The following is a 19,073-nucleotide window of genomic DNA, read 5'->3' on the forward strand; positions in this document are numbered from 1 at the left end:
ACCCCACCCGCGACTACCAACCTCAGGCAAACCCCAACACGACGAAACCCCCGAACCCGTAGGTTCGAGGGTTTCCGATGTCGTGCGACATCACACAAGTGCCCCCTGTAGGATTCGAACCTACGCACCCGGCTCCGGAGGCCGGTGCTCTATCCCCTGAGCTAAGGGGGCGCGTCGAGTGAAAGGCTATCAGTATCCCGGCACTGCTCGGCACCAGATAAAGGTCCTTGAACACTTCCGGCGAAACCCGGCGTGACGGGCCCACTACAGGTTAGCTTTGCGCCCGTGGGCGAGGTTCTTGGGAAAGTACTGGTCGTGGATGACGATGAGGTCATCCGGCAGCTCATCGCGGTCAACCTGAACCTGGAGGGGTTCGAGGTGTCTACCGCCACGGATGGGCAGGATTGTCTGGATCGGGTGCTCGACGTGATGCCTGATGTGATCACGCTCGATGTGATGATGCCGTTCCTGGACGGGTGGACGACGGCGCATCGGTTGCGTACGGAGGAGGCCACCAGTCACATCAAGGTCGTGCTCATCACGGCCAGGGCTCAGGACGATGACCGGACCCGGGGGCTGGGGATCGGGGTGGACGCGTACTTGACCAAGCCGTTCGATCCGGCTGAGTTGATCGAGGTCGTGCGGGATCTGGCCTTGAGGGGTGGTCAGGGGCGTAGCTGAGCCCAGCTTGCTGGTCCCTGGTAGTCGGTCTTGGCGGTCGGGTGTCGGCTGTCCGTGGCTGAGGGCTGGTCGGGTGGCGCGTGCCGGGGTTGAGGGCTGGTGGGGTGGCGCGGGCGGGGGTTGAGGGCGCGCGTTCTTGGTGGATTGTTCGTACGCTGGCCGCATCGCCTCCTCTCCCCGAAAGGCCGGCCAACGTGCGTAGCTCCATCTTCAACAACCTCGACTCCCAGCAGCTCCCCCCGGGCTTCGTCCTGGAGAACCACAAGATGTTGCGGGTTCAGCTTCCGCACGAGGTGCTGGCCAAGCAGGGGTCCATGGTGGCCTTTCAGGGGCAGATGGACTTCGACTACGAGGGGTCGGGCGGGCTCGGGAAGCTGTTCAAGAAGGCCATGACGGGGGAGGGCGCCTCGCTCATGCGGGTACGGGGCGACGGGCTGCTGTATCTGGCGGACAACGCCGATGACATTCATCTGTTCTTCCTGGAGAACGACGGGCTCACGGTCAACGGGCGCAACCTGCTGGCGTTCCAGCCGCAGCTCACGTGGGACATCAAGCGGGTTCAGGGGGCCGGCGTGGCGGCCGGAGGGCTGTTCAACACGACGGTTGCCGGGACCGGGTGGGTGGCGGTGACGACGCACGGGACGCCGGTGTTGCTCGATGTGGCGCGGATGCCGACGTTCGCCGACGGGCAGTCGGCCGTGTGCTGGAGCACCGGGCTGGAGGTCGGGATCAACCGGACGATGAAGGTGGGGGCCTTGATCGGGCGGGGGAGTGGGGAGGCCATGCAGTTGGCGTTCAGGGGGCAGGGGTTCGTGTTGGTGCAGGCCAGTGAAGGGGCTCCTGTCCCGGCTCCCTCCGCATGAAGCACTTGAGGGTTCTCGATGCCATCCTCAGTAGACAGGTAATTAGCTAATTGCCATAATGGCTTAGTGATGGATGTGGACCTGATCAAGGCGCTGGCCAACGACAAGCGGCTGCTGATCCTGGAGTGGTTGCGCGATCCCGTGCGTCACTTCCCGCCGCAGCGCGACGGCGATCTCGTACGGGACGGCGTCTGTTCGCTGTTCATCGCCGAGAAGCTGGGCGTGAGCCAGCCGACCTGCGGCGAGCACCTCAAGGTGCTGGCCAAGGCGGGGCTGGTTCGCGGCACCAAGATCAGGCAGTGGGTGTTCTACCAGCGCGACGAGGAGCGGATCGCCGCGGCGAAGGAGTTGTTGAGCGGTGAATGGTGAGCCGAACGGCGCCTACGAGCGCCTGATCGCCGACATGGACGCCGGCGGGGCGCGCTACCGGGTGATCGAGCACGCGCCCGAAGGGCGGACCGAGCTGGTCAGCGCCCTGCGCGGGCACGATGTGGCGCAGGCCGCCAAGTGCCTGATCGTGATGGTCAAGGTGGGCAAGAAGCAGACGCGCCACGTGCTGGCCGTCGTTCCCGGTGACGCCCGGCTCGATCTGCAGGCCGTCAAGGCGCTGCACGACGGCACGTACGTGTCCTTCGCCGGCAAGGAGAAGGCCGAGGAGCTGGCGGGGAGCGTGAGCGGGACGGTGTTGCCGTTCAGCTACGACCCCAGGCTCGAACTGGTCGCCGATCCGTCCCTGCTGGACCAGCCCGAGTTGTACTTCAACGCGGGGCGGCTCGATCGTTCCGTGGCGTTGGCGACCGATGATTATGTGCGGCTGGCGGCCCCGAGGATGGCGAACATCACCGCCACATAGTTCGAGGTCAGGCTGTGCAGCTGGGCACAGGGGCGGTGTTGGCGCCGGTCCAGGAGGCGAGGAAGCCGAACGCCGTCGACGCGCCCGGCGCGAGCTGCCCGTTCCACCCCGCGTTCCGTACCGTCACCGAGGACCCGTTCGCGCTCAGCGTCCCGCCCCACAGCTGCGTGATCCGCTGACCGTCGGCGAACGTCCACGTCACCGTCCAGGCGCTGACCGGCGCGGTGCCGGTGTTCCTGACGGTGACCTCGCCCTGGAAGCCGCCCTGCCACTGGCCGGTGCCCTGGTACGTGGCCGCGCACCCTCCAGAGGGCGGCGGCGAGACAGAGGTGCCCAGGGCCTCCACCAGAGCGGGGTACCACTTGTCGGACATCTTCTGGTCGCCCGCCGCGTTCGGATGCACCCCGTCGTACGTGTCGCCGCCGGTGCTGAAGCCCGTCCACTGGTCCACCACCGTGATCGGCGACTGCGGGGTGGTCGTGGCGGCGGCCCAGCCGGGGATGGCGTTGTTGAAGGTCACGGCACGCTGGGCGCAGTCGGCGCAGCTGGAGGGGTTCATGGGGATGATCTTGGCGACGAGGATCTTCATGGCCGGGTTGCTCGCCCGCATCTGGTTCACCATCGTGGTGAACGCGTCGAGGATCGTCGCGGGGGCGATGTTGCTCCACACGTCGTTGGTGCCGAAGTGCATGAGCACCACGTCGGGCCGGGTGGCGGCGAGCCAGCCGGTCAGCAGGCCCTGGTTCGCCACATTGGTGGCCAGGTAGCCGCCGTGCCCCTCGTTGTCTCCGTCGTGCGCCACCCCGCAGCCCTGGGGCGGCAGGGTGCCGACGAAGTCCACGTTCGTGTGGCCGGTGCTCTGGAGGCGGTTCCACAGCAGGGCGCGCCAGCAGCCGGGGGAGCCGGTGATCGAGTCGCCCAGAGGCATGATCCTGATGGGGGCGGCGCTCGCCGTGGCCGTGGTGGCGAACAACGCCGCCGCGGCCAGCGCCACCATCGCGGCCAGCACGGAGCCGATCCTGCGCATCGTCCGCTCTCCCGTCGTCAGCCCGCGCAGATCGTAGGACCGCGGGTGGCGCGCCGGGAAGAGTGACGATCAGGACAGAGGCCTGACCTGGGGGTACAAATGTAAGTTTCAGCCGCGGACCACCGCGACGGGGCAGGGCGTGTGGTGCAGGAGGGCCTGGCTGATCGAGCCGAGCAGCATCCCCGCGAGCTGCCCATGACCACGCGACCCCACCACCAGCAGGTCGGCGCCGGCGGCCGCCTCGCGGAGCACCTCGACCGGATGGCCGTGCACGACCTCCTCCACCACCTCGACGCCGGGATGCCGCTCCCGGTGCTCGGTCAGCGACTCCTTGAGCCGGCGCAGCGTGTCCTGCTCGCTGCCGCGGTCGGCCGGTGGGAAGCCGCCGGCCTGCGGCCAGGCCCACGCCCAGACGGCACGCAGCCTGGCCCCGCGCAGCTCGGCCTCGGTGAAGGCGAACTCCAGGGCCCGCCCGGCGCTGGGCGAGCCGTCGGTGCCGGCGACGATCTCGCCCCGGGTGAGCGAGGGGCGTTCGTGGACGAGGACGACGTTCGTCCGCGTGTGCGCCGCGACGCCGTACGCGACGGATCCGACGAGCAGGCCGCGCACGCCGCCGATGCCGCTGCTGCCCACGACCAGCAGCTCGGCCTCCTCGGAGGCCTTGATCAGCGCGGTACGGGGATCGCCCGGCAGCAGCACGGCCTCCACCGGGACCTGCGGCGACTCCCGCAGGACCCGGTCGCGGGCCGACGCGAGCACGGTGTCGGCGCCCTCGCGCATCCACCGGGCGACCTCGGCGTAACGTACGGTGTCCTCCTCGCACACCCACTTGGGCACGGCGTGCGCCACGGTCAGCGGCGATCCGCGCAGCGTGGCCTCGGCGGCGGCCCAGCCGGCGGCCTCCAGGCCGGCGCGTGAGCCGTCCACCCCCACGATGATCACTGGTTCAGCTCCTCAGGACAGCGCGTAGCACTCGACCTCTGCGCGGCGGAAAGAGATCCCCTTCGCTTGGGAGTCACGGACGCAGGCGCGCTCGGACTTGCTGAGCCGCAGCGTGCCGCAGACGGTCACGCCGGAGTAGGTGCGGCAGTCGAGTCGCCTGTCGGTGGTGCCGACGCGGTACATCTCCCTGACCGCGGCCCGGCATTTGGCCTTGCCCGTGTCGGCGTAGCGGCACTGGGCGATGAGAGTGTCGTACTGTTCCTGGCCGACTTCGTGCTGGTCCATGCCGTCTCCGGCGGCTGCGGTGGCGCCGGACGCGGCCATCACGACGAGTAGTCCTGCGACAGCAGCGAATCTCTTCATGTTCCCCCTGATGGGGACCGTACCGCTCAGGGCGATCGTCAAACCTCGGCGCCAGGTTTCGGGTGGGGGCGGGCGTGGGTACGATCACCGCCGTCCAACGCGGGAGCCCGGTGTGGACCGGGCTGAGAGGACGGCTGACAGCCGCCGACCGCCAGAACCTGCTCCGGGTAATGCCGGCGAAGGGAGTTTGCGCGATGAGCAGCGCGCGCTTTTCCAAGATCTACTCCGGTGACCTCCGCGTGCCGATGCGGCAGGTCCGGCTCTCCGACGGCTCGGCGGTGACGTTGTACGACACCTCGGGCCCCTACACCGACCCGTCCTTCGAGCCCGACCTGCGGCGTGGGCTGCCGCGCCTGCGCGAGTCGTGGATCGAGGCGCGGCGCGCGGCGGGCGAGCCGGTCACGCAGGTCGGCTGCGCCCGGCGCGGGCTGGTGACCAGGGAGATGGAGTTCGTGGCCGTGCGCGAGGGGGTGAGCTCCGAGTTCGTCCGGCAGGAGGTCGCGGCGGGCCGGGCCATCATCCCGGCGAACGTCAACCATCCCGAGTCCGAGCCGATGATCATCGGCCGGGCGTTCCTGGTCAAGATCAACGCGAATATCGGCAACTCCGCCGTCACCTCCTCCATCGAGGAGGAGGTCGAGAAGATGACCTGGGCCACCCGGTGGGGCGCCGACACGATCATGGATCTGTCGACCGGTGACGACATCCACGAGACCCGCGAGTGGATCCTGCGCAACTCGCCCGTGCCGGTCGGCACCGTGCCCATCTACCAGGCGCTGGAGAAGGTCAAGGGCCGGCCGGAGCTGCTGTCGTGGGAGGTCTACCGCGACACGCTGATCGAGCAGTGCGAGCAGGGCGTCGACTACGTGACCGTGCACGCGGGCGTGCGGCTGTCGTACGTGCCGCTCACCGCCACACGCAAGACGGGGATCGTCTCGCGCGGCGGCTCGATCATGGCGGCCTGGTGCCTCGCGCACCACCGCGAGAGCTTCCTGTACGAGAACTTCGCCGAGATGTGCGAGATCCTGGCCCGCTACGACGTGTCGTTCTCGCTCGGCGACGGGTTGCGTCCCGGATCGATCGCCGACGCCAACGACGAGGCCCAGTTCGCCGAGCTGCGCACGCTGGGGGAGCTGACCGGCATCGCGCGCGAGCACGACGTCCAGGTGATGATCGAGGGGCCTGGTCACGTGCCCATGCACAAGATCAAGGAGAACGTCGACCTGCAGCGCGAGCTCTGCGACGACGCGCCCTTCTACACCCTGGGCCCGCTGGTGACCGACGTCGCCCCCGGCTACGACCACATCACCTCGGGCATCGGGGCCGCCATGATCGGCTGGTTCGGCACCGCCATGCTCTGCTACGTCACCCCCAAGGAGCACCTCGGCCTGCCCGACAAGGACGACGTCAAGACCGGCGTGATCACGTACAAGATCGCCGCTCATGCCGCCGACCTGGCCAAGGGGCATCCGCGGGCGCAGGAGTGGGACGACGCGCTGTCCGACGCGCGCTTCGAGTTCCGCTGGGAGGACCAGTTCGACCTCTCGCTCGACCCCGACACCGCCCGCTCCTTCCACGACGAGACGCTGCCGGCGGCGCCGGCCAAGACCGCGCACTTCTGCTCGATGTGCGGGCCCAAGTTCTGCTCGATGCGGATAAGTCATGACATCAGGCAGGCGGGGTTCGAGGAGAAGGCGGCCGAGTTCAGGAGGCTCGGCGGCAACCTCTACGTGGAGTGATGAATTGTCCAATGTCCGAAAACCCGGGCCGGCCTGAGGCCTGGACAAAGATCGGCTGAGGGGCCGCTCTTCTGGTGGCAACGTGGCAGTCGTGCCCGGCGCGACAAGCGGCCGGGGTTCCCATGACCACCAGAAGAGGGGATTCTCATGTCCTTCAGTGCTCGTATGGCCGGTCTGCGCAACCGTGCGGCGGTCGTCGCCGCGGCCTCCGTCGTCGCCGCCGGCCTGGGAGCGGGGCTCGGCGCCGCTCCGGCCGCCGCGGACGTCCATCGGGGGGTGGCCGGGTGTTTCGCCTGGTCCTGGGGCGACGGGAACACCTCGGTGACCGTCTACTGGCACAACCGGTGCAAGACCCGGCACAAGCTCACCATCAAGTACAGCCTCAGCTGGACGACCAAGACCTACACCGCGAAGGTCGGCGGCGACGGCAAGGGACACAAGAGGTTCCAGACCGCCTCGATCGTGTCCATCAAGGACTCGGGCCGGGTCTAACCCGGCAGGGTCTCGCCGCCGATCGGGGCCAGGACCTCGCCGGTGTAGTACGACGACAGCCGGTTGGAGGCGAAGAACACGTACGAGGGGGCGATCTCGTCGGGATCGGCGGCTCGCCCCATCGGCACCTGTTCGCCGAACGACTCCACCTTCTCCTCGGGGAAGGTGGCCGGGATCAGCGGCGTCCACACCGGCCCCGGGGCGACGGCGTTGATCCGGATGCCGCGATCGACCAGGTTCTGCGCCATGGCGTAGGTGAAGGCGTTGATCGCCCCCTTGGTGGCGGAGTAGTCGATGAGGGTCTTGTTGCCGCGCAGGCCGTTGATCGACGAGGTGTTGACGATCGCGCCGCCCTTGCCCATGTGGGCGAGGGCGGCCTTCGTGACGCGGAAGTAGCTGTGGATGTTGACCGCGAACGTGTGCTCCCACTGCTCGTCCGACAACTCCTCCAGGCCGTCCACCGGCTCCTGGTAGGCCACGTTGTTCACCAGGACGTCCAGGCCGCCCAGCTCGGAGACGGCCTGCTCGACGACCGAGGCGCAGTGGGCGCGGTCGCCGAGGTCGCCCGGCAGCAGCACGCAGCGCCGCCCGGCCGCCTCGATCAGCGAGGAGGTGTGGGCGGCGTCCTCGTGCTCGCTCAGGTACGCGATCGCGACGTCGGCCCCCTCCTTGGCGAAGGCCACCGCGACCGCCCGGCCGATGCCCGAGTCACCGCCAGTGACGAGGGCCTTCTTGCCGTCCAGCAGGCCGCGGCCCGCGTAGTCGCGCATCTCGTCACGCGGCTGCGGCGACATCTCGCCGCTCCGGCCCGGGTACGGCTGGCTCTGGGGTGGTGGTGTCTGCGACATGCCCTCCGGCCTGCCCTTGATCGGGTATGGCTAACGCCAGCGGACGGCTATCTGACGAAACCCTCCGACCGCAGCCAGTCGCGGGCGACCAGCACAGGCACGTCGCCGTCCACGTCCACCTGGGCGTTGAGCTTCCTGATCACGTCGTCGGTGAGCTTGGCGCTGATGGGCGCGAAGATGCGGGCGATCTCCGGATGGGCCTCGGCCACCTGGCTGCGGATGGTCACGGCCGCGTTGTACTGCGGGAAGAAGTGCTTGTCGTCCTCCAGCAGCACCAGGTTGAGCGCGTCGATCCGGCCGTCCGTGGTGGTGATCATGCCGAGCGCGCACTGGCCGGCCGCGATCGCGTTGTAGAGCACGCCGGTCGACATGCGGCGCACGTTGTTGCGGGGGACGTCCTTCCCGTACTCGAGGCCGTAGCCCTTGAGCATGCCGAGGAAGCCGTCGTCGCGGCCGAAGGTCTCGTGGTCGACGCAGAAGGTGCGCTGGGCGACGGGGATCTTCGTCATGTCGGAGATCGTCTTCAGACCGTACTTCTCGGCCGTGGCGCGGGTGGCGCCCATCGAGTAGCTGTTGTTCAGCGGGGCGGGCGGGAGCCAGACGATGCCGTTCTCGCGCAGGTCGAGGTCGCGTACGGCCTCGTACTGCTTCTCCGCGTCGGGGATGGCCTCCGTCTGGCCGAGGTAGGTGATCCAGCCGGTGCCGGTGTACTCCCACATCAGGTCGGCGTCGCCGCGGGTCAGCGAGGTGCGGGCGTTGACGCTGCCCTGCACGTTCGTCTGGTCGGTCACGTCCGCACCGGCGGCGGTGAGCGCGACCACGGCGATCTTGCCGAGCACGAGCTGCTCGGTGAACTCCTTGGACGTCACCCGCACCTTGACGCCTTCGAGCGAGGGGATCGGGCGGATGCTGCCCGGCTCGATCGGCGGCACGAACGACGACGCGGGGCGCAGCCCGCACGCCGTGACCGCGACGATCACGACCAGCAGGGCCATCACGACGGCGCGAGCCCTCATGATAGGCCCTTCGGCGCCAGGTAGCGCTGGGCGAGACCGCCCAGCCAGTCGATGATGAGCGCCAGCACGGCGATCAGCACACATCCGGTGACGAGGATCAGGTTGCGCTGCGTGCTCACGCCCGTGGTGATCAGGTCACCGAGCCCGCCGGAGCCGATGAACGCCGCGATGCCCGCCGTGCCCACGTTCAGCACCAGCGTGGTCCGTACGCCCGACAGGATGACCGGAGCCGCCATCGGCAGCTCCACCTTGAACAGCACCCCCGCCGCCGACATGCCGATGCCCCGCCCCGCGTCGGTCAGCCGCGGATCGACCTGGTCGAGGCCGACCATCGTGTTGCGCAGCGTCGGCAGCAGGCTGTAGGCGAACAACGCCGCCACCGCCGTCCAGAAGCCGATCTGGAACACCACCGCCAGCAGCACCACGAGCCCCACCGCCGGGGTCGCCTGCCCCACGTTGACCAGGGCCAGCACGTACGGCGTCGCCCGGCGCAGGCCGCGCCGGGTGAGCAGCACGCCCAGCGGCAGCGCCACCAGGAGCACCAGCACGGTGGAGAAGAAGACGAGCTGGATGTGCTCCCACGTGCGGCGGAGCAGGAACGGCAGGTTGAGCGAGCCGCGTTCGATGCTGTCGAGCGGCGCCAGCTGCGTGTAGACGACCATCGCGACGCCCACGGCCAGGTAGCCCAGCAGGGGCAGGAAGACGTGCCACGACCGGCCGATCTCCGGCTCTGGAGTCGTGGCCTCCCTGGCGGCGGCGCTGTCGACCGTCACTGCGCCTCGACCCTGCGCAGCCGCCGCTCCCGCTCGCGGGCCTTGATCGCGGCGATCGCGTTCTGCACCGTCGCCAGCGAGAGCGAGCCCGCGTACGCCTGCCGCCGGCCCACCACGGGGACGTTGTCGGTGTCGGCGTTGAGCAGCTCTTCCAGGGCGTCCTGCAAGGTCATGCGGTGGCTGATGGTGCCCGTGATCGCGTCGCCGGTGGCGCCGACCGGGCCCTCGCGTCCTTCGAGATGGTCCCGGCCGATCCATCGGAGCGGGCGGCGCATGCCGTCGGTGATCAGCGCGTAGCCGCGTCCGTCGCGTTCGATGTCGGCCCGCAGCTCCTGCGCGTCGGCGTCCTCGGAGGCGTAGAGGACCTGGTCGAGCTCGATGTCGCCCACCTTGGTCAGGCGCAGCAGCCGCATGGAGGAGCCGGCGCCGAGGAACTGCTCGACGTAGTCGTTCGCCGGGTTGGTGAGGATCTCGGCGGGTCTGGCGTACTGCACGATGTGGCCCGGCCGCTGCATGACCGCGATGTGGTCGCCGATCTTGAGCGCCTCGTCCACGTCGTGGGTGACGAAGACGATCGTCTTGGCCAGGTCGTCCTGGAGGCGGAGCAGCTCGTCCTGGAGACGTTCGCGGCTGATGGGGTCGAGGGCGCCGAACGGCTCGTCCATGAGCAGCACGGGCGGGTCGGCGGCCAGCGCCCTGGCCACGCCGACGCGCTGCTGCTGGCCGCCGGACAGGCGGCGCGGGTAGGTGTCGCGGTAGGTGCCGGGCTCCAGGCCGACCAGTTCGAGCAGTTCGTCCACGCGCTCGGCGATGCGCTGCTTGTCCCAGCCGAGCATCTTGGGCACCTGCGCGATGTTGGCCGCCACGGTCATGTGGGGGAACAGCCCGGCCTGCTGGATCACGTAGCCGATGTGGCGGCGCAGCCGGTCGGGGTCGATGCCGCGGGAGTTCTGGCCGCCGATGAGGATGTCGCCCGACGTGGGCTCGATCAGGCGGTTGATCATGCGCATGGTCGTGGTCTTGCCGCAGCCGGAGGGGCCGAGCAGGACGACGATCTCGCCGGCCGGGATGTCGAGGTCGAGCTCGCGCACGGCCGGTTCGCCGCCGCCGGGGAACGCCTTGGTCACCTTGCGCAGCTCGATCGGCACGCCGCTGGTGGGCTGGTCAGCCACGAGCGCCTCCCATCGCGGCCCGGCGTTCGCCGGGGGTGGTGAACCGGCCGAGCAGCACGAACGCGGCGTCGAAGAGCAGCGCCAGGATCGCCACCCCGATCGTCCCCGTCAGCGCGGAGTTGACCGCGTTCGCGCCGCCCAGCCGGGCCAGGCCCGAGAAGATCTGCTCACCCAGCCCCGGGCCCGAGACGTAGGCGGCGACAGCGCCGATGCCCATGGCCAGCTGTGTGGAGACTCTGATGCCGGTGAGGATCACCGGCCAGGCCAGCGGCAGCTCGATCCTGGTCAGCAGCCGGCGGCGGCTCATGCCGATGCCGCGGGCCGCGTCCACCAGCAGGGGGTCGACGCCCTGCAGGCCGACGATGGTGTTGCGGATGATGGGCAGCAGCGCGTACACGACGATCGCCGTCACGCTCGGCGCCACGCCCAGGCCGAGCGGCGGGATCAGCAGGCCCAGCAGGGCCAGCGACGGGATCGTGAACAGCACGCCCGCGATGGTCGTGGCGAGCGCCGACGGTCTGGGACGGCGGTAGGCCGCCACGCCGATGAGCACGCCCAGAATGGCCGCTATCAGGACGCATTGGGCCACCATGCTGGCGTGCTGGACCGTTTCGAAGAGGATGAGGTCCCATCGATCCTCGACGTATTCCCACAGGCTCATCCCTTAGAACTTAACCCGGCTTGTCAACCTCAAACGCCACAGACGTCACTTCTGTCACGTTCGGTGAGGTCGTGCCGGTACGGCCTCACCGGGTCAGATCGGCGGTGAAGTGGGCCATGGTGGCCAGCCAGCGGTCCGGGTCCTCGGCCTTGCGGCGGGCCATGTCGGCGACCTCGGGGTGCGGGAAGATGTGGAAGCGCTCGGCGGCCAGGCCGTCGATGACCGCCGTGGCCACGTCGGCCGGATCGAGGATGGCTCCCGCGGCGTGCACCGCCTTCGCGGTCGGGTGATCGGTCTCGATGCCGTGCTCCAGCATCGCCGTACGCACGCCCTGGGGGCACAGGACGCTGACCTTGACGCCCTGGGTCGCGTAGTGAACGGCCACCCACTCGGCGAACGCGATCGCCGCCGCCTTTGTGACCGCGTACGGGGCGTCGCCGGGGCAGCCGAGCAGACCCGCGGCCGAGCAGGTGTTGAGCAGGTAGCCGCCGCCGCGGGCGACCATGGAGGGGACGGCGGCGCGGGCGGCGTACACGTGGGACATGAGGTTGACCGAGAAGAGGCTGTTCCAGTCCTGGTCGGTGGCGTCCAGGCCGCGGCCGTCGATGATGCCGGCGTTGGAGCAGAACAGGTCCACCGGGCCGAACGGGGTGTCGACCAGGGCGGCCACGTCGGACTCTCTGGAGACGTCCGCGCGTACGGGGACGGCTCTGTCGCCGATCTCCTTGGCCACCGCGGCGGCGCCCGCCTCGTCCAGGTCGGCGACGACCACGCCGGCCGCGCCCTCCTCGGCGAACCTGAGGGCCAGGCTGCGGCCGATGCCGCTTGCTGCTCCTGTGACGACGACGACCTTGTCCCGTACCAGCATGATCGCTCCTCCGTGCCGGGGCCGGCTGCTGCGCGATTAGAACATGATTCTACTGCGGTGGAGCGCTTTCAGATGAGAGGTTTCTCATCTGTGCCTCAGCGTGGTCTCCTCGAAGGACGACAGGGTCATGCTCATGAAACATCGGGGAGCGTTGATCCTGCTCGGTCTCGGGGTGGCGGCGGCGGGGCTCATGTCCATACAGCTGGTGCGGGCCGCCGAGGTGGGGCCGGACCTGGGCGGGCCGGTCGTGGTCTCCCCCTCTCCGTCGGTGTCTCCCTCGTCGGGCCGGCGTACGGGGACGTCGTCACCGTCGCCCTCGCCCTCGCCCTCGCCCTCGTCCTCGGCTCCGGCGGACGGAAGGAGCGCGCGGCCTTCGGGCGGCGCCAGGGCCACGGCTTCGGCGACGGCTTCGGACGATGCGGGCAGGACCGGGCGGTCCACGGTGCGCAGATCGAGAGCCGAGCCGGTCGAGCCGCCCGCGCCCAGACCCGGGGGCGGCGACGATGACGACGGTGGTGGTGACGACGATGACGGCGATGACTGATGGGGCGGGCGCATGCGGGTGAGCGCCCGGGCCCGGATCGTGGGCTGGATGCTCACTGTCGTCGGCCTCGCCCTGTCGGTGGCGATCTTCGCGACCTGGACGATCCTGCTCGCCCGGCTCGACGACCGGATCGCGGCCGAGCTGCGCAACGAGGTCGCCAAACTGCGCATCTACGCCGGCAGCGCGCTCGCCCCCGGGTCCGGAGCGCGGGTGAGCGACGTCGACGACCTGCTCACCGGCTATCTCCGGCTCAACGCCCCCGACCGGTGGGAGACCTTCTTCACCATCATCGACGGCAAGGCCAGCAAGGCCAGCTTCATCGCGCCGCCCGTCCCCATCGACGGCGACGATGCGCTGGTCGCCCGGATGGCCACCGCGACCAGGGTCGCCCGCGCCGAGCTGGAGACCACGCAGGGAACGGTCCAGTACGCCGTCGTCCCGGTCACCGTGGCCGGCGATCCCCGCCGGGGGCATCTCGTGGTGGCGATCTTCTACGACCTGCACCGCGCCGAGATCGTCGACGCCGTACGCGTGCTCGGGCTGTCCGCGCTGGCCGCGATGGGGCTGGCGGGGGCGGCCGGATGGTTCGTGGCGGGGCGGGTGCTGGCGCCCGTCCGGCTCGTGCGGATGACGGCGGAGCAGATCAGCGACTCCACCGACCTCACCCGCCGGCTCGACGTGCCCGGCGACGACGACGTGGCGGCGCTCGCGGGGACGTTCAACCACATGATCGACCGGCTCGAACAGGCCTTCGTCGTGCAGCGGCACTTCATGGACGACGCCGGCCACGAGCTGCGCACCCCGATCACCGTCATTCGCGGCCACCTGGAGCTCATGGGCGACGACCCCGACGAACGCGCCGAAACCCTCGCGCTCGTCACCGACGAGCTCGACCGGATGAACCGCATCGTCGACGACCTGCTCATCCTGGCCAAGGCCGAGCAGCCGGGCTTCCTCACGCTCGACAACGTCGAGCTGGCCGATCTCACGGTCAGCGTGGTCGCCAAGGCCCGCGCGCTCGGCGCGCGCCGCTGGCGGGTGGACGAGGTGGCCGAGGCCCGTCTGCCCGCCGACCGGCATCGGCTCACGCAGGCGCTCATGCAACTCGTGGCCAACGCCGTGCGCCACACCGGCGACGACGACCTGATCGCCGTCGGCTCCGCCGTCCGCGACGGCCGGGTCGAGCTGTGGGTACGCGACAGCGGCCCCGGCGTCGCCCCCGCCGAGCGCGAACGGATCTTCGGCCGGTTCGTCCGCGGCGCGAGCAGGACCGGCGTCCCCGACGGCGCTCCCGACGGGGCCGGCCTGGGCCTGGCCATCGTCAGATCCATCGCCCAGGCGCACGGAGGCAACGTCGCGGTGACGGACGCTCCCGGCGGCGGCGCCTGCTTCGTCATGTCCCTTCCCATGTGGGAGTTGTGGAGGCTGCATTGAACCGGATCCTGATCGCCGAGGACGAGGCCAGAATCGCCTCCTTCGTGGAGAAGGGGCTGCGCGCCAACGGCTTCGTCACGGCCGTGGTCGGCGACGGGGTGGCGGCCTACGACCTGGCCGGCGCGGGCGGGTTCGATCTGCTCATCCTCGACATCGGGCTGCCGCTGAGCGACGGGTTCACGGTGCTGCGGCGGCTGCGGGGCGCGATGGTGAACATCCCGGTGATCATCCTGACCGCGCGCGACAGCGTGAGCGACACGGTGGCGGGCCTGGAGGGCGGCGCCGACGACTACATCGCCAAGCCCTTCGCCTTCGAGGAGCTCCTGGCCAGGGTACGGCTGCGGCTGCGGGCCGACCGTACGCCCGAGGTGACCGTGCTGCGCGTCGCGGACCTGTCCCTCGACCTGCGGACCAGGCGGGTCTACGTCGGGGAGCGCGCCGTGGACCTGTCCACCAGGGAGTTCGCGCTGGCGGAGATCTTCTGCCGCCACCCCGACCAGGTGCTGACCCGCGAGCAGCTGCTCAGCCACGTGTGGGGCTTCGACTTCGACCCCGGCTCCAACGTGGTCGACGTCTACGTGCGTTACCTGCGACGCAAGATCGGCGCGGACCGCATCGAGACCGTGCGCGGCACCGGCTATCGAATGAGAGTCTCCTAATCATCACCTCACCGCCGCCTCACCCCGCCCCGCCAAGCTCTTCACCGAGAGCACCACCCTCTCGGCCGGCAGCTTGTCCAGGGCACCACCCCTCGGCAGGTGTCCGGCCGGGAGCACTACCGAAGGAGCGGCCTTGCTGACCGGACTCGCGATGGACCTCGTGGCGATCATCGCGCTCGCCTACGGTCTCTACTACCGGCGCCACCACCGGCGTGACCTGCTGTTCGCCTACCTGGCGCTCAACGTGGGCATCTTCGCCGTCGTGTCGCTGCTGCTGGTGCAGCGGGTCGACATCGCCGTCGGCTTCGGCCTGTTCGGCGTGCTGTCCATCATCCGGCTCCGATCGAGCGAGATCACCCAGCAGGAGATCGCCTACTACTTCGTCGCGATCGTCCTCGGCCTGGTCAACGGCATCGCCGCCGCCTGGCCCCTGACCGCACTACTGCTCAACGGTGTGCTCCTGGGCGTGATGTACCTCGCCGACCACCCCGGCCTCCTCGGCCGAACCCGCCACCAGGTGGTGACCCTCGACGTGGTGCACACCGACCCGGACGCCCTCCGGCTCGACTTGGAGAGCCGGTTGCGGGGCCGGGTGCTCCACTGCGTGGTCACCCAGATCGACTACGTCCGCGACGTGACCGTGGTGGACGTCCGCTACGCCGCCGCGAACGCCAAGGTAAGGGTTCGCTGATGAGAGCGATGGTCGGCCGGCCAAGTGGTGGTCCGTTGATGGCAGGAGCCGGATGCCGGGGTGGGGAACCGCCGATGGGGGCGGGGCTGGACGCCGGAGGTGAGGATCCGCTGCTGGGGACGGGGGCTGGAGTCGAGGTGAGACCCCGCTTATGGGACGGGCGCCGGAAGCTTGGGTGAGGGTTCGTCGAAGGTGGGGGTCGGGTGCAGGGATACGGGGTTCGTTGATGGCCTTGACGGCCTTGATGGCGGAGTCCGGGCCGCGACGGGAGGGCCCGATGGGCGAGCTGTGGGCGTGCATGGGGATCGGACGCCGGGGGTTGGGTCATTTATGGCGGGGTGGGGTTGGACGCGACGGCGCGTGCCTGATGGGGGAGCCGTGTGTGAGTGGGGTCGGATACGGGGTGAGGCCGTTGACAGTGGCGTCGGACCCGACGTCGAGTGCCTGAGACGTCGAGTGCCTGATGAGTAAGCCGGGTGTGCGGACGGGGGTGCGGTGATGGTGGGCCGGGCGTCTGGACCGAGGGCGCGAGCCGGGACACGGGGATGAGTGAGGCGCGTATGTGCACGGGGGTGCGGTGATGTGTGAGCCGTGTGCGGATGGGGGTGCGGTGATGGGTGAGTCGTATGCCGATGCGTTGCTGGCGGGGGTCGCGGCCGGTATGCCGCCGATCGGGCTGGAGGAGGTGCCGGAGCTGATGAGCCGGGTCGATCGCAAATACCTCGTGACGGCCTCGACCATGGCCCGGCTCGCGGCCGAAGCGGGGGATCGGCTCTGTGTGCTGCGGATCGCCGGGCGGCGGCAGTTCCGCTACACCTCCACCTACTTCGACACCCCCGACCTGCTCACCTACCGCCAGCACCGCCAGGGCCGGCGACGCAGGTTCAAGCTCCGCACCCGGACCTACCTCGACGGGGGCGGCCGATGGCTGGAGCTCAAGCTCAGCGGCGCACGAGGCAGCACCGACAAACACCGCATCCCCTACGACGGGACGCCGAGCGGCACGCTCACGGAGGAGGCACTCGACTTCGTCCGCGACACGCTCCTCAGCGAGATGCGCCTCATCATGCCCGAGACGCTGGAGCCGGTGCTGGCCACCGACTACAGACGGGTGACGCTCATCGACCGGTCCGGCGGGGCCCGCCTCACCTGCGACACCAGCCTGCTGTGCCGAGACGGGTCGCGCAGCACTCCGGCTCGGGGCGACCTGGTCCTGCTGGAGTCGAAGTCGGCGGACGGGAAGGCGATGGTCGACACGCTGCTGCGCCGGTTGGGGGTGCGTCCGGTCAACGTGAGCAAATACTGCCTGGCGGTCGCCGCACTCCGCGACCTACCCGCCAACCGCTGGCACCCTGTCCTGCACCGCTACCTACCCCACCGCCCCGCTCCCCGCCAACCGCTCGTTGTCGGTTGAGGGCTGGATTCGCCGTCGTGTTGTTCGCTGATCGTCCGTTCCGGGTCGAGGGCAGGGTCCGCTGTGGTGTCGTATGGCGGCCGTCCGTTGCCGGCTGAGTGCGGGCTCGCCGGCCTGTTGCACTCCGGTCGGCCGTCTTCGCCGACTGCGGTGCCCAGCGTCGTGTTCTCCGCTCTCCGTGACTGGTACGTCCCCGTCTGGTGCCGATGGCCGTGTCTGTACTGAGATGCCGGTCGTCACGCTTTTGTCTGCCGCCCTGGTCTCCGCTGGGTGGCCCGTCGGACGACTCCTATCCCTGCCCGCCGTAGCACCAAGAAGGGGGGCTGGATTGCTTGATCTCCTTGCGGGGACGGGTGGATTGGCTGGTTGGGGGATTTTGGCTTGAGTTGTCAGGTTTTGTGGGGTGGTTTCTGGTGCCTTGTTGGGGTTGCTTGATGGTGGGGACAGTGGGGCGCGCCGGGCTGAGCCGGGGAAAGTCGGTAAGTGGGATGGCATGGTGATAGGTAGGGAATGACCAGGGATGATGGGTTGCTGTTGCTGCGTCCTGGTCGATGATTATGGGCGTGGTGGGGTGAATTGTGGACGTGCTGGTTTCGGGGGGAAATTTCTGATGCTTGAGCGGATTCATGAGATACCGGGAGTTCTGCTGGGTGCGGATGAGTATCTTGATGATTTCTGGCCTAATTTTCGGAAGATTGATGGCGTTTTTTGGAAGCTTGAACGGGTGCAGAGCTTTCGGGAGCCGAACGAGCCCAGTTGGGTCGCGATGCTGGAGGGCGACTGGGAACGGTCGATGAAGCTGGTCGATGGGCGGAGCGGTGTGGCGGGGGAGGGGGAGGGCCGGGTCGAGCGGTTCTCCCGGCGGCGGATCAGGATCGTCGAGCAGCCCGTCACGCCGTACGTGCAGTGGGAGATGCACGTACTCGCGCTGAGAGAGGCGGCTGCTGAGCAGGTGCGGGTGCTCGACGCCGGTGAGGTGGCCGAGCAGGAGGTCGGCCGCCGGCTGCCGGAGTTGGTCGTGCTGGGGACGGTGGCCATGTACGAGGTGACGTACGACGCGTCGGGCCGGCACAGCGGGGCGCGGCGGATCGACGATCGGGAAGTGATCGCGGCCTGCCGGGGGGAACTGGACAAGATGTTCGCGGCGGGGGAGGAGTTTCGGGCCTACTACGAGCGTGAGATCGTGCCGCTGCCCGCCCCGGAGATGAGTGTTTGAGGGGACGGCCTGCTGGGATGGCGTTGGGTGCACTCTTCGCCGTGTGGGGATCGATGAGTGGCTCGGCGTCGCAGGAAAGTCCGCCTGGTCAGGTTTCTGTGTTGTCGGCGAAGCCGGTGCGGTAGGCGAAGACCACGGCTTGGACGCGGTCGCGTAGGTCGAGTTTGGTGAGGATGCGGGAGACGTACGTGCGGACGGTCTCGAAGCTGATGACCAGTTCTGCGGCTATCTCGGCGTTGGACAGGCCGCGGGCGATCAGGCGTAGCACCTCGCGTTCGCGGGGGGCCAGGACGGCCAAGGGGTCCTCGGTGGCGGCAGGGGTCGAGGGGCGGAGGCGGTCGGCGAAGCGGCCGATGAGGGTGCGGGTCACGGTGGGGGAGAGCAGTGACTCGCCACGGGCGACGGTGCGAACGCCGTTCACCAGCTCCAGGAGGGGAGCGTCCTTGAGCAGGAAGCCGCTGGCGCCGGCGCGCAGGGCGTCGTAGACGTACTGGTCGACGTTGAACGTGGTCACGACCAGCACCTTCGGCGGTGCGATGATGCCGGGGCCGGCGATGCGTCTCGTCACCTCGATGCCGTCCATCAGGGGCATGTGGATGTCCATGACCACCACGTCGGGCTTCAGGGCGGTGACCGCCTCGACCGCGGCCGGGCCGTCGGCGGCCACGCCGATCACCGTCATGTCCGGCTGTGCGTCGAACGCCGTCTGGTAGCCGGTGCGGACGATCTCCTGGTCCTCGCAGATCATGACGCGGATGGTCATTCGGCACCGCCTGTGGGGGTCGGGGTCATTCGGCACCGCCTGCGGGCTGGTCTT

At 69.3% G+C, this 19,073-nt stretch carries 22 protein-coding genes, 1 tRNA gene and 1 riboswitch; of the genes, 11 read left to right on the top strand and 12 right to left on the bottom strand.

Annotated features, from left to right (window positions below):
* Positions 1–99 precede the first annotated feature (99 nt).
* Positions 100–171: transfer RNA gene (locus tag B0I32_RS51275), tRNA-Arg, on the bottom strand.
* Between the two features lie 114 nt (positions 172–285).
* On the opposite strand from B0I32_RS51275, the gene B0I32_RS51280 reads away from it, so the two are divergent.
* The 4 genes from B0I32_RS51280 to B0I32_RS51295 all read left to right on the top strand — a co-directional run bounded on the left by B0I32_RS51280 (position 286) and on the right by B0I32_RS51295 (position 2,397).
* Entirely contained in the window at positions 286–681 is a 396-nt protein-coding gene (locus B0I32_RS51280) for a response regulator transcription factor (RefSeq protein WP_106252276.1), read from the top strand.
* A gap of 194 nt (positions 682–875) precedes the next feature.
* The gene (locus tag B0I32_RS51285) at positions 876–1,544 is read left to right on the top strand and encodes an AIM24 family protein (protein ID WP_181308716.1); all 669 of its coding nucleotides are present in this window, start codon (positions 876–878) and stop codon (positions 1,542–1,544) included.
* A 69-nt stretch (positions 1,545–1,613) separates the two neighbouring features.
* A complete protein-coding gene (locus B0I32_RS51290; protein ID WP_181308722.1) occupies positions 1,614–1,913 on the top strand; it encodes an ArsR/SmtB family transcription factor in 300 nt (99 codons plus the stop codon).
* A complete protein-coding gene (locus B0I32_RS51295) occupies positions 1,903–2,397 on the top strand; it encodes a YbaK/prolyl-tRNA synthetase associated domain-containing protein (protein ID WP_245956663.1) in 495 nt (164 codons plus the stop codon). Before B0I32_RS51290 ends, B0I32_RS51295 begins: the two co-directional genes overlap by 11 nt.
* Positions 2,398–2,404: 7 nt before the next feature.
* Here B0I32_RS51295 and B0I32_RS51300 read toward each other — a convergent pair whose 3' ends face one another.
* The 3 genes from B0I32_RS51300 to B0I32_RS51310 form a co-directional block, all read right to left on the bottom strand.
* Complete coding sequence (locus B0I32_RS51300) at positions 2,405–3,424, bottom strand: cellulose binding domain-containing protein (protein ID WP_106252279.1); 1,020 nt, start codon at positions 3,422–3,424, stop codon at positions 2,405–2,407.
* Between the two features lie 108 nt (positions 3,425–3,532).
* The gene (locus B0I32_RS51305; RefSeq protein WP_245956664.1) at positions 3,533–4,366 is read right to left on the bottom strand and encodes a universal stress protein; all 834 of its coding nucleotides are present in this window, start codon (positions 4,364–4,366) and stop codon (positions 3,533–3,535) included.
* 12 nt (positions 4,367–4,378) lie between these two features.
* Positions 4,379–4,729 carry a hypothetical protein gene (locus B0I32_RS51310; RefSeq protein ID WP_106252280.1) on the bottom strand — a complete coding sequence of 117 codons (351 nt, stop codon included), beginning with the start codon at positions 4,727–4,729 and terminating at the stop codon, positions 4,379–4,381.
* Between the two features lie 89 nt (positions 4,730–4,818).
* Positions 4,819–4,931: riboswitch (TPP riboswitch) on the top strand.
* On the opposite strand from B0I32_RS51310, the gene thiC reads away from it, so the two are divergent.
* Both thiC and B0I32_RS51320 read left to right on the top strand, forming a co-directional pair.
* Positions 4,924–6,468: a phosphomethylpyrimidine synthase ThiC gene (thiC, locus tag B0I32_RS51315; protein WP_106252282.1), complete on the top strand. Its 1,545-nt coding sequence runs from the start codon at positions 4,924–4,926 to the stop codon at positions 6,466–6,468. Its footprint overlaps the riboswitch before it by 8 nt.
* A 147-nt stretch (positions 6,469–6,615) precedes the next feature.
* Positions 6,616–6,960, top strand: coding sequence for a hypothetical protein (locus tag B0I32_RS51320; RefSeq protein ID WP_146178626.1), 345 nt, complete (start codon positions 6,616–6,618; stop codon positions 6,958–6,960).
* Here the strand turns inward: B0I32_RS51320 and B0I32_RS51325 are convergent.
* The 7 genes from B0I32_RS51325 to B0I32_RS51355 all read right to left on the bottom strand — a co-directional run bounded on the left by B0I32_RS51325 (position 6,957) and on the right by B0I32_RS51355 (position 12,739).
* Positions 6,957–7,808, bottom strand: coding sequence for an SDR family oxidoreductase (locus B0I32_RS51325; protein WP_106252286.1), 852 nt, complete (start codon positions 7,806–7,808; stop codon positions 6,957–6,959). The genes B0I32_RS51320 and B0I32_RS51325 overlap by 4 nt on opposite strands.
* A gap of 47 nt (positions 7,809–7,855) precedes the next feature.
* On the bottom strand, positions 7,856–8,824 hold the full coding sequence (locus tag B0I32_RS51330) for a glycine betaine ABC transporter substrate-binding protein (protein WP_106252288.1): 969 nt from the start codon (positions 8,822–8,824) through the stop codon (positions 7,856–7,858).
* Positions 8,821–9,597: an ABC transporter permease gene (locus tag B0I32_RS51335; RefSeq protein ID WP_245956665.1), complete on the bottom strand. Its 777-nt coding sequence runs from the start codon at positions 9,595–9,597 to the stop codon at positions 8,821–8,823. Before B0I32_RS51335 ends, B0I32_RS51330 begins: the two co-directional genes overlap by 4 nt.
* On the bottom strand, positions 9,594–10,769 hold the full coding sequence (locus B0I32_RS51340; RefSeq protein WP_106252290.1) for an ABC transporter ATP-binding protein: 1,176 nt from the start codon (positions 10,767–10,769) through the stop codon (positions 9,594–9,596). The genes B0I32_RS51335 and B0I32_RS51340 overlap by 4 nt, the downstream gene beginning before the upstream one ends.
* Positions 10,762–11,430: an ABC transporter permease gene (locus B0I32_RS51345; RefSeq protein ID WP_106252292.1), complete on the bottom strand. Its 669-nt coding sequence runs from the start codon at positions 11,428–11,430 to the stop codon at positions 10,762–10,764. The genes B0I32_RS51340 and B0I32_RS51345 overlap by 8 nt, the downstream gene beginning before the upstream one ends.
* 85 nt (positions 11,431–11,515) lie before the next feature.
* Complete coding sequence (locus B0I32_RS51350; RefSeq protein WP_106252293.1) at positions 11,516–12,298, bottom strand: SDR family oxidoreductase; 783 nt, start codon at positions 12,296–12,298, stop codon at positions 11,516–11,518.
* An 84-nt stretch (positions 12,299–12,382) separates the two neighbouring features.
* Positions 12,383–12,739, bottom strand: coding sequence for a hypothetical protein (locus B0I32_RS51355; RefSeq protein ID WP_106252295.1), 357 nt, complete (start codon positions 12,737–12,739; stop codon positions 12,383–12,385).
* A 151-nt stretch (positions 12,740–12,890) separates the two neighbouring features.
* On the opposite strand from B0I32_RS51355, the gene B0I32_RS51360 reads away from it, so the two are divergent.
* The 5 genes from B0I32_RS51360 to B0I32_RS51380 all read left to right on the top strand — a co-directional run bounded on the left by B0I32_RS51360 (position 12,891) and on the right by B0I32_RS51380 (position 18,256).
* Entirely contained in the window at positions 12,891–14,276 is a 1,386-nt protein-coding gene (locus B0I32_RS51360; RefSeq protein ID WP_219912443.1) for a sensor histidine kinase, read from the top strand.
* Positions 14,273–14,935 (top strand): response regulator transcription factor, encoded by a 663-nt coding sequence (locus B0I32_RS51365; protein WP_106252297.1) that lies wholly within the window; start codon positions 14,273–14,275, stop codon positions 14,933–14,935. The genes B0I32_RS51360 and B0I32_RS51365 overlap by 4 nt, the downstream gene beginning before the upstream one ends.
* Before the next feature lie 151 nt (positions 14,936–15,086).
* Positions 15,087–15,626: a DUF4956 domain-containing protein gene (locus B0I32_RS51370; RefSeq protein WP_106252403.1), complete on the top strand. Its 540-nt coding sequence runs from the start codon at positions 15,087–15,089 to the stop codon at positions 15,624–15,626.
* 613 nt (positions 15,627–16,239) lie between these two features.
* Positions 16,240–17,040: a polyphosphate polymerase domain-containing protein gene (locus tag B0I32_RS51375; protein WP_181308720.1), complete on the top strand. Its 801-nt coding sequence runs from the start codon at positions 16,240–16,242 to the stop codon at positions 17,038–17,040.
* 610 nt (positions 17,041–17,650) lie between these two features.
* The gene (locus B0I32_RS51380; RefSeq protein WP_342751850.1) at positions 17,651–18,256 is read left to right on the top strand and encodes a DUF6879 family protein; all 606 of its coding nucleotides are present in this window, start codon (positions 17,651–17,653) and stop codon (positions 18,254–18,256) included.
* A gap of 88 nt (positions 18,257–18,344) precedes the next feature.
* On the opposite strand, the gene B0I32_RS51385 is transcribed toward B0I32_RS51380, so the two are convergent.
* Positions 18,345–19,019, bottom strand: a complete 675-nt coding sequence (locus B0I32_RS51385) for a response regulator (protein WP_106252302.1) — start codon at positions 19,017–19,019, stop codon at positions 18,345–18,347.
* Positions 19,020–19,073: the final 54 nt, after the last annotated feature.

Origin of the sequence: Nonomuraea fuscirosea (assembly GCF_003001935.1) — a bacterium.
GTDB lineage: Bacteria > Actinomycetota > Actinomycetes > Streptosporangiales > Streptosporangiaceae > Nonomuraea > Nonomuraea fuscirosea.

What these genes read in the sequence shown, in the direction of transcription:
- B0I32_RS51325 (WP_106252286.1), bottom strand. Translation starts at nt 7,808, where the DNA reads ATGTCGCAGACACCACCACCCCAGAGCCAGCCGTACCCGGGCCGGAGC.
- thiC (WP_106252282.1), top strand. Translation starts at nt 4,924, where the DNA reads ATGAGCAGCGCGCGCTTTTCCAAGATCTACTCCGGTGACCTCCGCGTG.
- B0I32_RS51290 (WP_181308722.1), top strand. Translation starts at nt 1,614, where the DNA reads ATGGATGTGGACCTGATCAAGGCGCTGGCCAACGACAAGCGGCTGCTG.
- B0I32_RS51345 (WP_106252292.1), bottom strand. Translation starts at nt 11,430, where the DNA reads ATGAGCCTGTGGGAATACGTCGAGGATCGATGGGACCTCATCCTCTTC.
- B0I32_RS51350 (WP_106252293.1), bottom strand. Translation starts at nt 12,298, where the DNA reads ATGCTGGTACGGGACAAGGTCGTCGTCGTCACAGGAGCAGCAAGCGGC.
- B0I32_RS51300 (WP_106252279.1), bottom strand. Translation starts at nt 3,424, where the DNA reads ATGCGCAGGATCGGCTCCGTGCTGGCCGCGATGGTGGCGCTGGCCGCG.
- B0I32_RS51330 (WP_106252288.1), bottom strand. Translation starts at nt 8,824, where the DNA reads ATGAGGGCTCGCGCCGTCGTGATGGCCCTGCTGGTCGTGATCGTCGCG.
- B0I32_RS51385 (WP_106252302.1), bottom strand. Translation starts at nt 19,019, where the DNA reads ATGACCATCCGCGTCATGATCTGCGAGGACCAGGAGATCGTCCGCACC.
- B0I32_RS51310 (WP_106252280.1), bottom strand. Translation starts at nt 4,729, where the DNA reads ATGAAGAGATTCGCTGCTGTCGCAGGACTACTCGTCGTGATGGCCGCG.
- B0I32_RS51370 (WP_106252403.1), top strand. Translation starts at nt 15,087, where the DNA reads ATGGACCTCGTGGCGATCATCGCGCTCGCCTACGGTCTCTACTACCGG.
- B0I32_RS51375 (WP_181308720.1), top strand. Translation starts at nt 16,240, where the DNA reads ATGGGTGAGTCGTATGCCGATGCGTTGCTGGCGGGGGTCGCGGCCGGT.
- B0I32_RS51360 (WP_219912443.1), top strand. Translation starts at nt 12,891, where the DNA reads ATGCTCACTGTCGTCGGCCTCGCCCTGTCGGTGGCGATCTTCGCGACC.
- B0I32_RS51380 (WP_342751850.1), top strand. Translation starts at nt 17,651, where the DNA reads ATGCTTGAGCGGATTCATGAGATACCGGGAGTTCTGCTGGGTGCGGAT.
- B0I32_RS51320 (WP_146178626.1), top strand. Translation starts at nt 6,616, where the DNA reads ATGTCCTTCAGTGCTCGTATGGCCGGTCTGCGCAACCGTGCGGCGGTC.